General features: G+C 61.1%; 8 protein-coding genes and 1 pseudogene. 3 read left to right on the top strand and 6 right to left on the bottom strand.

Going from position 1 to position 14,138, the window contains the following annotated elements; genetic code table 11:
- Positions 1–296 precede the first annotated feature (296 nt).
- Positions 297–1,454, bottom strand: coding sequence for a diphosphate--fructose-6-phosphate 1-phosphotransferase (locus tag NLM31_RS14145; protein WP_254192621.1), 1,158 nt, complete (start codon positions 1,452–1,454; stop codon positions 297–299).
- Positions 1,455–1,628: 174 nt separating this feature from the next.
- On the opposite strand from NLM31_RS14145, the pseudogene rocD reads away from it, so the two are divergent.
- Positions 1,629–1,769: pseudogene (gene rocD / locus NLM31_RS14140) on the top strand (ornithine--oxo-acid transaminase); the annotation flags it as partial.
- A 288-nt stretch (positions 1,770–2,057) separates the two neighbouring features.
- Here rocD and NLM31_RS14135 read toward each other — a convergent pair.
- Positions 2,058–3,191 (bottom strand): transglycosylase SLT domain-containing protein, encoded by a 1,134-nt coding sequence (locus NLM31_RS14135; protein WP_254192620.1) that lies wholly within the window; start codon positions 3,189–3,191, stop codon positions 2,058–2,060.
- A gap of 357 nt (positions 3,192–3,548) precedes the next feature.
- Between NLM31_RS14135 and NLM31_RS14130 the strand changes: the two genes are divergently transcribed.
- The gene (locus NLM31_RS14130) at positions 3,549–4,712 is read left to right on the top strand and encodes a L,D-transpeptidase (RefSeq protein WP_254192619.1); all 1,164 of its coding nucleotides are present in this window, start codon (positions 3,549–3,551) and stop codon (positions 4,710–4,712) included.
- 270 nt (positions 4,713–4,982) lie between these two features.
- Here the strand turns inward: NLM31_RS14130 and NLM31_RS14125 are convergent, their stop codons facing one another.
- Positions 4,983–6,167, bottom strand: a complete 1,185-nt coding sequence (locus NLM31_RS14125) for a cytochrome P450 (RefSeq protein ID WP_254135321.1) — start codon at positions 6,165–6,167, stop codon at positions 4,983–4,985.
- Positions 6,168–7,274: 1,107 nt separating this feature from the next.
- On the opposite strand from NLM31_RS14125, the gene NLM31_RS14120 reads away from it, so the two are divergent.
- Complete coding sequence (locus NLM31_RS14120; RefSeq protein ID WP_254192618.1) at positions 7,275–10,127, top strand: hypothetical protein; 2,853 nt, start codon at positions 7,275–7,277, stop codon at positions 10,125–10,127.
- A 168-nt stretch (positions 10,128–10,295) separates the two neighbouring features.
- On the opposite strand, the gene NLM31_RS14115 is transcribed toward NLM31_RS14120, so the two are convergent.
- From NLM31_RS14115 to NLM31_RS14105, 3 genes are all read right to left on the bottom strand, one after another.
- Positions 10,296–11,780 carry a hypothetical protein gene (locus tag NLM31_RS14115; RefSeq protein WP_254192617.1) on the bottom strand — a complete coding sequence of 495 codons (1,485 nt, stop codon included), beginning with the start codon at positions 11,778–11,780 and terminating at the stop codon, positions 10,296–10,298.
- Positions 11,781–11,851: 71 nt separating this feature from the next.
- A complete protein-coding gene (locus tag NLM31_RS14110; protein ID WP_254192616.1) occupies positions 11,852–12,157 on the bottom strand; it encodes a hypothetical protein in 306 nt (101 codons plus the stop codon).
- A 51-nt stretch (positions 12,158–12,208) separates the two neighbouring features.
- Positions 12,209–14,008, bottom strand: a complete 1,800-nt coding sequence (locus NLM31_RS14105) for an adenylate/guanylate cyclase domain-containing protein (protein ID WP_254192615.1) — start codon at positions 14,006–14,008, stop codon at positions 12,209–12,211.
- Positions 14,009–14,138: the final 130 nt, after the last annotated feature.

Here is a 14,138-nt window from a genome sequence, read left to right as displayed (position 1 = left end):
TACACCGTTGAATGTCTCCTCCGGGTCATTCGCGACCGGGTCGAGCCAGCAGCAAGTCCGACCAATGTCCGTTCTGCCGCTGGAAGCGGAAGCTCGTAGGATGGGTAGAGCGAAGAGCTCAACCCATCCTACGGGCCCTGGTCGGGCCGATCCAGGGCGAGGCCGGTGTCATCGGCCCACCAGTCGGCTATTTCACCAAGCTACGGGAGCCCTGCACCGTCAATGAGCGGACGTCCACGGTTGTGCCAAAGAACATTCCTGAGAGCCTCATGTTGAGAATGCTCTCTCCGACAATTTCACACGAACGGCAGGAAGATATCGGGCCGCTTGGGTAGAAGCCGCCGAAAATAGCGCCGTCCTTCTTCCGAAACGGTATTGCTGCCGACAAGGAAATCGTCGGGCATATGGCGTGTTTTGCCAGCCACGCGATCGAGCGGCACGAGCAGAGGTTCGATACGCTCGCCGTCATAATGCAGCACCACCGAGCCGCTGTCGGTTAAGGCGCTTTGCGCGGCAAATGCGCCAGCGTCGAAAGCCTCTTTGCGGTCGGCTTCGTCGATTACGCCGATATATGCGCGTGGCAGATAGCCCAGCGTGTCGACACGCGCTCTTGCCTTGGGAAAACGCGATTTCAGTGCTTTTTGGATCTCGATGCCGAGATCACCGCCCGTCAATTGCAGATTGCCATGGGCGTCGCGCTCGACGGCCGCGCCCGCCAGCGCCTCGGCGAGAGGCCGGCCGGCTTCGTCCTGCACTCCCTCGGACATCGAGACGATACAGCGGCCCAGCCGCGTGTAAACCGCATCGACGTCGTCGAGGAACTGAACCACCGAGAACGGCTTTTCCGGCGTGTAGATCAGATGCGGAGCATCGTCGGGCGATTGCTGCCAGCCTGTGGCCGCGGCGGAGAGGAAACCGGCATGGCGGCCCATGACGATGGCCACATAGATGCCGGGCAAGGCGCGAAAATCGAGATCCATGCTGACAAGGGCATTGGCGACAAAGGCGGCTGCCGAGATGAAGCCGGGGACGTGATCGTTCTCCATCAGGTCGTTATCGATGGTCTTGGGGGCATGCACGAAATGGCAGGGGCCACTTGACTGCTGCCGCAGCAGTTCGAGCGTTCCGGCGGTGTCGTTACCGCCAATATAGACAAAGGCGCGGGCGACTAGCCGGTCCAGGGCCGCGAGGATATCAGAGCATGCGCCGGAATCTGGTTTGTCGCGAGTCGATCCGAGAGCCGAATTGGGCGTGTTGCCGAGGCGGCGGAGTTCGGCCTCGGGCATGGTGGTCAGGTCGACGACGTTCCCCGCCGTGAGGCCTCGCACACCATAGCGCGCGCCCAGAATGCGCAACGACGGATCATGCCTGCGCGCGGCAAGGATGGCGCCACACAGGGTCTGGTTGATCACGGCGGTGGGGCCGCCGCCCTGGGCAATGACGATTGATGGCATGGATCCTCTATGACTTGTTTCTGGCTATGCCGCCCGTGGAATGTGAGAGACGATTGAAGCGAAGATTGGCCAATGCTGCAACGACCGGCCTGCCCTGCAGTATCGTATCGCGACGCGGAAAAGCTACAGGCCTAAGCATCATTAATAGCTTAGCTTCCTACCGGGCCGAGACTTGCGCTCCAGGGCAAGGGCATTCTCGCCAAGGATACCCACGAGCACACGATCCGCATCGCCCCGCCGCTGGTGATCACCAGCGACCAGGTCGACTGGGCGCTCGAGCAATTCGCCGCAACCCTGACGCAGGATTTCTCTTGAGGAGGCCTGCGTCGGACCATCGCAATGCCGGCCGCGGTCAACGGCCAACCATTAATCAGGCTTGCCCAATGTCAGGTAGGCCCTGGTAGCGATCGAATTCCGCAGCGAAACGACGCGATGGCCACAAACAGACATCGCCACCTGATCGATCACCTCGCTAGTCTAGCGCGCAGCAGGAACGACCCGAGCGCGTCGTTGACGACGTAAAGTGCATCCGCGCGACCAGCGGCGGTGAGGCCCCGCTCGGCCCGCGGCTGCTGCAACTCCTGCCAACCACTCAACGGAAATTTACTGGTGCGCCCGCTCGGCATCGGCGGTGGCGGTGGTCATGTATTTCGAATAGAGATGAGCAACCCGCTCGCGCCACATTCCGACGAACGCCTCCGACGTCAGCTTCTCCACCGATTTCCACGCCTCTTTGACGGCCGGAAGCGTATTGCCCCAGATCGCGCGCCTGCACCATTTTTCGCCCTTCTCCCTGCCTTCGCTGGTGGCGCACATCGATTTCCAGGCGATGCGATTGGGTTGGCTGAGGTGTTCCGCGGCGCCCTCCCAGCCCTGCTGATGGATCAGGTAGAGATCGTTGAAGTCCGGCTCCCTGTGCGTCACCCACTGAAACAGAATGCCCTCGGTGATGACCTTGTAGGCGGCCGCAACGGCATTATCGCGGGGATTGAGAATGTCCCCGGAGCCGAATTTGCCGAACTCGTATTTGCTCAGCTGGAACAGCCCAATATACGACCCGGTGCGTTGCTTGGGGTTGAAACCGGACTCGACCTTAGCCACCGCCTTCATGAAAGTGAAATCCAGACCGAAAGCGTCGGACGCGCGCTTGATCTCTTCCACCGGCGTTCCGACCGGGATGTCCTTGAAGGAACGCAAGACGATCGCAGCCGGCTTCTCGGCAGGCGGCAGTTCGGACCAGACATAACAAATGAGATACCGGAAATCCTGCGGCCCCGAGTTGGAGGAACCGCCGGATGCACCGCACGTTGTCGGCGCCGGTTGGTCGACAGCACGGTGGCCCAAGTCCACCGATTCCTGCACAGGCGATAAATCGGCCAACAGCATCTGCGACGGACCGGGCAACGCGACGATCGATTCCGGCTTATCCGATGCCGCCGTCGTGTCGGTGGTCGTCCCTGCCGCGGGTTCGGCGGCCGTCGCCACTTCGACGCTAGCGACAGGGGCGTTCGCGAAAACGGTGTCAGCGACAACGGCGTCGGCCATTGCGATCGCCTGCAGTTCATCCGCGAGCCTAGCGGTGACGGAGAGAGATGCTGCGCGGTCCTCGATTGACACTGCGCGGGCGTTCTCGGTGCCGGCCGAACCGAAGCCGGCCAACCAGCCAACGATCCACCCCGCGAGAACGACCGTTCCGCAAATCGTTGGCGCCACTATCGCAAATCGCCACGGGTTCATGATGCCGTCGCCTCTATGGGCTCCGCCGGAGCCGTGTAGAAAAGCCAAGCATGCGAAGAGGCTTATTCTTGGGATCAATGTGGGTCGCGCAATGGCGCAAACGGCCGCTCGTCAATTTCTTCAAAACATGTTGCTCGATTGCAACGCGTCGATGACAAGCGATTGCGCCCGTTACAACGGCAACTCCCACCGTAATTGTGAGTACGGTCCAATTTTCGACCCACTGCGACCAGATTTGAAGCAGAGGCTTGGCGCGCTGGTCGGGATAACGCATCAGGCGTCGGCTTCGCGCATCGTTTGGAAACGATGGCACCGCGCCTATGGGACCGGACGAAGTTCGCTAGGGGATTACTAGCAATGCAGCGCGCGATAACAACGGCTGTATTCGCGATTTTCATGCTCCCTGCGGGGATCGCACACGCTCAATTTCTGTTTGGACCCCAACACACGTTCTGGCCGGGTCAATACGCTCCCCACAAACACAAGCACCACCACCGGCAGACAAACTCTGAAACCGCGCCCGAGCCCCTTCCGAAGGGCCCGCTCCAGATCATCATCTCAATAGCAGACCAACGAGTCTCGCTTTTTGACAACGGCGCCCTGATTGCACGCTCTTCGGTGTCCACGGGAATGGAGGGGCATCCTACGCCCCTCGGCGTGTTCAGCGTTATCAGCAAAGAACGATGGCACCGTTCAAATATTTATAGCGCCGCCCCCATGCCCTACATGCAACGCATCACCTGGTCAGGGATAGCGTTGCACGCCGGTGTCGTGCCTGGGCATCCAGCGTCACACGGCTGCATCCGTTTGAAAAATGATTTTGCCGTTCGACTCTGGCATCTCACGAAGCGCGGCACGCGCGTGATCATTGCGCACGATGATGTCCAGCCGCCGGTCGAGATAACCAATCCGCATCTATTTCAACCGAAAGCCGCGTCCGCTTCGTCGGAATTCCAGACTGCCACCGTCGCAACCAAGAGCATCGGTACAGCCGCAGCAACGCAGGGATCACCGGTGTCAAACGCTGAGACTCCGGAAGCCGCCAGCCTCCAGGTGCCGGGCTCGGTTCCCACTGCAAGCGCGCCCAAAAAGATCGTCCCAATCTCCATCTTCGTCAGTCGTAAGTTGAGCAAGCTGTTCGTGCGTCAGGGCTTCACGCCGTTGTTTGATGTCCCGGTCAAGATCGAAAATCCGGAGGAGCCGCTGGGAACACACGTGTTTACCGCAATGGAATTCCAGAACGAGGGAACGGCTATTCGCTGGACCGTCGTGTCGATTCCGGACGAATTTCCTCGCATCGAGGGTGCCACGAAGAGGCGCGAGACGCCCGTGAAGCAAACCGCCCTATCGGTACCGTCGCCCGATCAGGCCAACGCTGTCCTCAACCGCATCGAAATACCTCAGGATACGGTTGAGAGGATCTCTCAACTTTTGACGCCGGCCTCTTCATTGATTATTTCCGACAACGGATTTAGCCATGAGACCGGAAAAGACACGGATTTCATCGTGGTAACGCATTGATGCGGCGACGCAACCCGCCAACAAACTAAGCCGCTGCGCAACCTGCTGGAATTGTTCGACCGCAATTCTGGTGCAAAATTCTTGAAGTCCGCACCTAAGCCAAAGCGGCGCGAGGTTCGTTCTGGGTCAATCGCGTCGGTCCGCCCCAGAGTTCGGGACTTCCGATCTACCCCCAGATCCGGACATGCGGCTGCAATGCGCCAACAGACGCTGAGGGCCAAGAAGCGAAATCGCACGTGCGGTTTGAGGAGGTCGCCCCTCGCGCCGATCCTATTGCAGCAGCAGCGGCAGATTGAGCGGGCCGCGGAAACCGAATCCGTGCCAGCGCACGCTCGCGGGATCAGGTAAGGTCATATTTGGGAAGCGCTCGAACAGCATCGGCAGCAGTATCTCGCCGACAGTTCGCCGCGACAGATGCGCACCCGCGCAATGATGCGGGCCATTACCGAAGGCCTGGTGAGGATTGGGCTCGCGAAGCGCGTTGTAGTTCTCGCCATCTTCGAAGACGTCCTCGTCTCGGTTGGCTGAGGCCTGGATCGTCATCACCGTGTCGCCCTTCGGGATGAAGCAGCCGCGCAACTCCGTGTCCTCCATGACAAGCCGTGAACTCGCCTGGATCGGCGCCACCCACCGGACCCCTTCCTCGAAGGCGGCGCGCCATTTGCCGTCTGCGCGCACTGAATCGAGCTGATCGGGATTTGTGAGCAGGCCGTAGAGGATCGTCAGCAGGGCGTCGCGCGGCTCGTTGATGCCGCCGCCGATCGCGATCTTCACATTGGCGATCATCTGGCTTTCCAAAATAGGATTCTTCGCGTTCACCATGAAGGAGAGCGCCGAGGAGTCCGGCTCGGCCCGCACGCGTTCGACGTTGGCGCGGATACATTTGTCCATTTCCCCGTTGGCGATGTCGGTCGCTTGGAAAGGCCCTGGCGTCCAGCCGAAATTGCCGGCACCGTCGATCAACGTCTGCGACCACCGCTGCATCTCCTCATCACTCGCGTCCGGAACGCCGATCGCGTGCGCCAGTATCCGCGCGGCAAGCGGTCCCGCGAGGGCAGGAAAGAGATCGACAACCTCGCCGCGCGGCAGCCGATCGAGATACGCCACCGCCAGTTTCGCATACAGCGGGCCCCATACGGACTCGATCGTCTTGGGCATGAGGGCCGGCATCATCGCCATGCGTTCGGCCCGGTGCTCGTCGTGGTCCTTGCGCATCAGCGTATGCGCGAGAAAGGCGCGCTTCATGGGCGTGTTCGGATCGTCGGAGCTGAACAACGCCGCGTTGTCCTTCACGAACTTGGTGTCGGCGGCCTTGGTGAGAAACGTGCGGCCCACGGATCTGACGCGCAATACGGGCGCTTCGCGCCTCAGGCGCTTGTAGATCGGATAGGGGTCGCGCGTGAGGTCAGCGATCGTGATCGTCTCGTCCAGGGGGCTCAAGGCGGCAGTCGACATGACGGGTGGTCCTGTTGGAAACACGTCAGTATGAGCCAAGGCGCGGCAAGCGCAATGAGCAGGCGGAAAACGACGCAACCACAGCGTCCGCCGAACCATCGGCGGGACAATCGCGCCGTTACGCCCCCGCTACGTAACGGGATTTGAGGCAGGAGCCGTTACCTTTTGCCCTCCGCGTGAGCGGGGCGAGCCAGCGGCAAGTCCGACCGACGTCCCTTCTGCCGCTGAAAGAAAAGTCTATTCAGATGGCCATGCTGGCGGTCGAACTGCATCCCGAGGCCGGCCGCGCACGCCGCCACTGACTGGGCACTCGAGCAGTTCGCCGCGATCCTGACGCAGGATTTCTCTTGAGGGAGCGCTGGACCACGCCGGGGCCTTTGGTAAAAGTCGCCAGCTTTGCCACGCTGATTACGGCAATGGCCCCGACGATTGCACGTCGGGGCCATTCAAGATCATCGGGCATAGGTACATCCGCCGTGCCTGCTGATCGTTGATGCCACTGATGACCGCATCCGATCTTGCACTGACTGTGGCGAGGCTGCGGCATCGGGATGATGACATCCTGCCCGAAAGCCGATGGCTGTCCACCTCGTCATTGGGGGTACTCCCACCAGCGCGCTGCCAGATGCGATTTCCATGGCGATCAGCGGTCGTGACGCACGTGATTGGGGCGACGCGAAAAACGGCAGCTCCGCGTCCCACCAGATGGGATGGACGTCGAGCTCGTACGATGGCTAGAGCGGAAGCGAAACAAATCAAACTTCATCTTTGCAATTGGGACGAACAAGAGGGGCTGGACACTGCACTGGTTATCAAAACCATGGGTTTCGCAAGCGCTCAACCCATCCTACGGGCTCATAAACCGAGCTTGATTGGTGCTGGCTTGCCGACGCTCGAGCACGCGATCGCGCCTCATTCGGCCGGCCGTTCAGCTCGCAGGTTGCAGCACGCCGCCACCGTTATGAGGCCATACCAGCTGGAACGGATTGGCTATCGCGAGATGCCGGCATGGAGTAGAATTCATCGACAACGACGCCAGGCACACGTTCCGTACACCATTGAGCTCCGTCACAGGGTGACGGAGGCCTCAAGCAGGAGGGGTGGCAGATGGCAGATGAAGTTGCTCGCCCGCGCGATTCAGCGGAGTGGAATCCCAGCAAATATGCGCTCTGGAGTGAGCGCTGGGGCGACGCGGCCAACGCACCGACCTCGATTTCGTTGCGCCATCCAACGGCTCCGTTTCTGGCTACCGTTCCCGCCATCATTGATCACGATATGCAGCGCGTGGGAAATGACTACCTCGAAGCGGTGGTGAGGAATCCCAGGATCGATCCGCCCATCGAACTGCCGGACGTGCTCCCAACCGACTCGAGAGACTTCTTCAAGCCTGGCCTTTCGAGTTTGATCCGGTGGATGCCCCTTCGCTGGCCTCCCGCGAATCCGCACGACGACGATGCCGACCGCGATGCCGGCAACCCGTTCGTGTCGTTCCGAGTTGAGCGCAAGTCGCCGACGGGCGAACTTCTCGATCAGACCGTGGTTCTGGTGGCGTCCGAGTGGATTCCCGATCCCAACTCCGACCTTACACCACCCGGCCATTTCCTGGGCTCCGGGTTCGGCATCCGCGTGATTGCGCATGTTCGGCCGAAGAACGGAGGATACGAAGTACGCATCACCGGGATGACCGCGTCACTTCCGTTCGGCCTTTACAGCACCGCGGCAGTGTTCAGTTTGTTAGGGAAGGACGAGAAGGACAAGAACAACGCGTTCGCACCGATCTTCCAAACGGACAGGCTTTCGCGGGTCAAGGCCCAGATGTCCAGTCAGCTCGGCTTGAAAAATCAATCCGTCTCCATTCGCGGCGCCCGGATCGCCACCACCCCCGACGGAAAATCACCGCGTGTCCAGTGGCAAGCCGCGAGCAAGCCCGGGACGGAGAGCGGCCGAACCAGCGCTACCCCGTATTCGCTGGTGTTCTCGGGGACGCCGACGGAGGCTGGCGCTCTTGTCAGCAGGGTTGAGCTCGTCGCCGATGCGGTGACACCTGGATATGCGTGGGTGTTTCCGATTGATCCCGCGTCGCAGAAGCCGCCGACCGATCTTCGCAAACGGCGTCCGACACGCAGCGAAGAAGCACTCGAATATTATCGCGACAATGAGGAAATCACCGCGCATCAGGCGGATCCGTTGATTTACCAACCAGCCGGATCCATCGAAGAGGAGGTGGTGGTTTGCCCCGGATTTGTTCTCGCCGACGGCCCTCCCCCTCCCTATCCCTATCCCCCGCCGCATTACCCCAACCCAGGAGATCCGAAGACGGTCAATCTGCCCGACACGTTGACGACACCTCTCGTTCGATCGAACGACTTCGCCGCAATCAGCGCCTACAACAATGTCAGGCAATTCTTTCATCGGCTCGAGGCGTATGGAATTGATGCGGTTTCGTACTTTCGGATCGCCAGTCTGCCGCTCAAGGTCTTTTATCGCTCCGGGGTGAGGCCAGGCCCCGGCAAGGACGGCCAGACCGTCAATGCGCGTGTTCTTCCGGAGGGCTGGCCGGTCGACTACGTCGGACCGACCAAGCTCAGCGATCGTCCGATCCTGCAACTGCATTTGGCGCTGGCCGACCTTTCAACCCGGGCACGCAAGCCGTGGGACGGCACCAACCGCTCACAAGCGGAGCCGCTCGGCATCGCGGCCGACGCGCGCTGGATCTGGCACGAGATCGGGCACGTGCTTTTGATGTGCTCGGTCGGTGAGCTGGAATTCCGTTTCGCCCACAGCGCCGGAGACGCGCTCGCTGCGATCGTCTCGGACCCGCAATCGCAATTGGCGGGAGACGGCAATTGGCGCGGCGCGACATTCCCGTGGGTGTTTACGCCGCGTCGCCATGACCGATGCGTGTCGCATGGATGGAGCTGGGGCGGCACGTTGCACTATGCGATGTCGCAGGTGCCCGATTCAACGCCGCCCCGCCGCAAGGGTTACTGGACCGAACAGATCCTCTCGTCATCACTGTTCCGGCTGTACCGCGCTATTGGCGGCGACACGAAGCTGGTGGGCCTGCAAGACCAGCCTGACCGATCCGCCCGCGAGTCGGCTTCGCACTATTCCGTCTACCTCATCATGAGGGGGATTCAGCTTCTGCCGACCTCGACCACCGTGTTGACCAACGAGCCGGATCAGCTCGTCTCGGCGCTAATCGACGCCGACATCGGCACCATTCTCTGGGACGTCAACGTTACGGTGACCTTTCCTCCACCCCCGTCGTACAGCATCCAATCGTTCCCGTTCCACAGGATCGGCGGCTGTGTGCACAAGGTCATTCGCTGGGCGTTCGAAGTCCAGGGCCTGTATGCCGTTGCCGGAACGATCACCAACGCCCCAGGCCTTCCACCGCCGGTCGACATCTACATCCTGGACCGGCGGCCACTTTCGGAAGTCTCGCCGTACGGCGATATCGCGTATGGACCAGGCAGTTACAATCCGGTCTCGCTCGATTGGGATCTGCACCAGGCGGGTTCAGGTACCCCGCCGTTGTGGCAGGCCGACCCAAGCGCGATCGTCGTGTCGGGGGGCAATATTTCCGTGAAGGTCGGAAACCGCGGCGGTCAACAGGCAACGAATGTTGTAGTCACCGTTTGGTGGCAGGCATGGCCTGGTGGCAGCCCTCCGCCGAAATGGACTTCACCAGTGTCAACAACATGGACACCGTGCGACCCGTCACCAGGCTCCTCCGGTCAAACCGTTGACCCAGATGCGCCGCCTGTCGAATTCGATTTCACGTTCAATCCACCGCCATCCGGCACCCGCTATCTGGTGCTGGCTATCGCAACCTGCGTGGACGATGCCGCCAACACGGATCCAACGACCCTCTTCCCGTGCAGCCAATTGCCCACGGAACTCATTGACCTCGTGCCCAATGACAACAACCTTGGTCTCATCGTCGTTGGCCCCTAAAGCGCGATGAGATTTGGATGAATCGTCATCGCGCTTCAGGTTGTTGTCTGCGCATGATCTTTCCGGAAAACCGCTTCGTACTTTTCCGGATCATGCTCTAGCCGCAGCCCGATGGTCTGGCATGCGCTTCGTTGTTCGGGTCCGCGCAGCAAAACGGACAAGGCCCGGTCAGGGCCATTTGGTCGGCCACTCGGCGGTTGCGTGAGCGAGCACCGAACGGAGCGTTGGACAATAGATACGGCTCGGCGTGCTGTCGTGCAGCAGCGCTCGCCAAATACCGGCTGCAAGGTGACGACTTCCAGCCGAGTCGGAAGCATAGTGGACGCCAAGACGTTCGCGGTTCTTGGCGATACGCCCGGCAAGCCAAAGCAGCGGCGATGTAAGTTCGCCGCGCCCCATCAAGGGGTTTGCCAGAAGTAAGGCCGGCACAGCCGGCGGCGCCCCCCCACCCACGGGGGTGGTGTTAATCGGGTTGCCGACGGCATCGCCAATTCCAAAGCTGTTGGCGGTCAGGCCGGGGGCCAGTACGAAATAGGTTGTGTCCACGACGATCGGCGCCGGCGGCGGATTTCGCAGAAGCACGGCCGGCACAGGCGGCGGCGTCCCACCACCCACGGGGGTCGTGTCAATCGGGTTGCCGCCGGCGGTGGTGGCAACTTCAAAGCTGTTGGCCGTCAAGTTGGCGGGTAGCACGTAATAGGTGTCAGGTGGTGGCCCGATGTGCGTCGGCAGCGCAGGCGCACCAGGGATCTGCTGAAACTGGACCCGGTCTCCGGCGCTCAGCCCGTGCGCATTCAACACGCTTACGGTAACAACTCCGGGGTTGGCTTGCGAAATCGTCACCCTCAGCGCAGGAGACACCTGCTGAAACTGGACCGGATCTCCGGCGCTCAGCCCGTGCGCGGTCAACGCACTCAAGGTGGCGACGGCGGTGTTGGCGAACGAAATCGTCACGGCCGGATTGGGGTCGACTGCCGTTCCCAGCTTTCCCGGCATTCCGGAGTATGGAGCGGCGAACATGCCGTAGCGCTGGCGAAGCGCCGGTATCTCCAGGAGCAGAAGCGCGATGAAATGACCGATGAAGGAATGCCCGCTGGTAAACGACGGATGGGCGGGAGGACCGAACGGAGGCGCCAGACCCGGACACAACGTCGATGGGCGAACGCGCCTGAATAGCTGCTTGTAATAAAAATATGCGACGTTGCCGATGGCGTACCCGCAGTTGATGAGCTCCATTGTCCATGGGCGCCGTGATTCATTCGTATCGATGAAGGCAGTAATATAGCCGCCACTGCCATCCGCCTGCTCGATGATTTCGGCCATGTAGCGATCGCGATCGTCCTGCATCAACATTTGCAGTTCTTCGATCTCGCCGAGGATCGAGTTGAAGGCCGCGTCCTTCGCCGCGTTCCATCCGGCAGTCGAGGCGCCGGCGTTCGCGTTAGGATTTTGGGGATTTAAAAGGGGATCGGGTTGCCACGCCAGATCGAGGTCCTCGAGCCAGCTCATCGCTAGCAGATGAGCCCGATCGAATTGCCATTGATCTTTCTGGCCGCCAAATTCCCGCGCCACCATGATTGATGGTCGAGAGGGATCGACTGCCTGCAGCCATTGCGTGAGATGACGGTCGAATGGGAGCGTCCAGAACCGCAATGCCGGGTCCCAATCATCGGTCGTCCATTCGAGGAACGCATCCTGCCCGGTTGCGTCGACCTGATAGGGATTTACGATTTCCGCCCACGGATACGGCGGATACCCAGCGTCATCTGGTGTGAAGTCGAGTGCCCAAGGTCGAAAGCCCAGGTCCGAGGGGGTCGCATAAAAACTGCGCCCCGTGCCGGGCCCCGCATCGGCTCCTGCGCCCGCACCTGCTCCCGCTCCTGCACCGGCGCCCGCTCCAGCACCTGCGCCCGCTCCGGCACCCGCGCCCGCTCCGGCACCCGCGCCCGCTCCGGCACCCGCGCCCGCTCCAGCACCCGCGCCCGCGCCCGCTCCAGCACCTGCCCCCGCTCCTGCACCTGCACCTGCACCAGCTCCAGCTCCCATGACAAGCCTCCCTGACGCCAAAAATTTACATGCGGCTATTCCGGTAACCCCGCGGCGCGCAATCCCTTCGCTAAACGATCCAGATCATCCTTACGCAGCGGATACCAGGACACGAAAGTCGAGACTCTAAAGGACGGTTCAATTTCGAGAAGCTGTCGAGCTGCCAATTCAGCTCCAGCTTCGTCACCCGAAAGGGCAAGCGCGGCGGCCAGAGTTCGTATGCACGGACGAAAAAGCAGATTTGCCCGCCGTGACCTGTTCAGGTAAACAATCGCTTCATCGTATCGCCCAGCGACGAACTCGGCAATTCCCGCCACGATCCAAAAATAAAAGTTCAAGGGATCAAAGGGACTAAGACGCCACACGTTCTGTAATCGCTCCAGCGCCTCGTCGGGCCGCCCCAAATAGGCGAGCGTCAGGGCGCTCAACCCCCAGGCGAACGCCAGGTTCTCGTTGAGGGCCAGCGCCCGCCCGAACAGCTCCATCGCTTCTCCTGGTGATTTTCCCATGAAGGAGAGGATGTGCCCGGCCACGGCCAGCGCAAACGGATCGTCGGGATCGAGTTCGATGGCGCGCCGCGACACGATGAGGGCGCGCGCCCGGTCGCGGTCCGGATCCAGCGACCAACCTTCGCCAAGCTGGAAGTTCAGCCACCACGCAAGGTAGGCATGGGCCTGAGCATAGGCCGGATCGAGCTCGATCGCCCGTTCCAGGAGTTGACCCGCTTCCCGGTGGCTTTCTTCGGTCAGGAGATACAGAAGCGACATCGCACGGAGGACGCAATGGAATGCATCCAGACTCTCGGTCGGACGGTCGGCGACGCGAGCCATCTCGACTGCACGCACGCGCGGCTCAATCGAGAACAATATGCTCGAGGCAATTCGATCCTGAAACTCAAACAGATCGTCGGTAGACCCCTCGTACCGTTGGGCCCAGATCGAGACATTCCCCAAAATGTCGGTCAACTCCGTATTGATTCTCAGTCGCGTGCCCTGGCGTTGCACGCTGCCGTCCAGCAGGTAACGAACATCGAGCTCAGTGGCAATCTGTCGCAGGTCTTTTCCGCCGGCGCTATAACGAAGGGTCGAATTGCGCGCGATGACGTAGAGTGATCGATTTCTGGAGAGGCCGGTAATGATCGAGTCCGTGATCCCCTCACCATAATAGCTGTCGTCGTCGGTCCCGCCGATCGTCCGGAACGGCAGCACGGCGAGCGTCGGCCGCGACGCCCATTGCAGGTATGGCTGCGCGATCTGGCGGTCTCCGTCTCCCTCGGTCCACTCGACGGAATAGACGTGAACGGTTCGCATGATATTTTTCATCACGGGCGCGCCGAGATGATGAAACGTCAGTGGGAGTCGATTCATGACGTAGTCGCGGACGGCCGCCGTGACGACGATCTGGCCGGGCTGAGCGGCCTGGTGGATACGAGACGCAACGTTGACGCCATCGCCCTGCAGGATTCCATCTTCGTCGATGATATCGTCGACATTGATGCCAATGCGAAGATGAAGCGCGAATGGATCCTTGTCGCCGACAGCGCGCTCCTGAACACGCTGAACGTCGGTCGCCCAACGCACCGCGTTCACGACGCTCGGGAATTCGACCAGCACGGCGTCGCCCGCGATCTCGGCGATCCGTCCACCGTGGCGAGCCATGTGAGGCTCCATGATCTCGGTCCGCAACGCCTTCCAGCGCATGACGGTGTCGACGTCCTTCAGACCCATGAGCCGGGAAAAGCCGGCGACATCGGCAAAGGCAATGGCCGCAAGCCGCCTCGTAATCATCGACGTTGCGATGGACGGCGCCTCTGTCGCTTGCTCGGCCTGACTCATGCGCACCTTGTCATTTTAAAGGAACAAGTACCCGGACACCTTCCGAGCAGTGACGCGCGATCTCTGAACCCTACAACATTTGGTTGACCCGCGCGACCATCATTGAGCCGACGGCTTGCAACTCGTTGTC

It is taken from the genome of Bradyrhizobium sp. CCGUVB4N (genome assembly GCF_024199945.1).
Lineage (GTDB): Bacteria > Pseudomonadota > Alphaproteobacteria > Rhizobiales > Xanthobacteraceae > Bradyrhizobium.
This window is presented reverse-complemented; position numbering and strand designations above follow the sequence as displayed.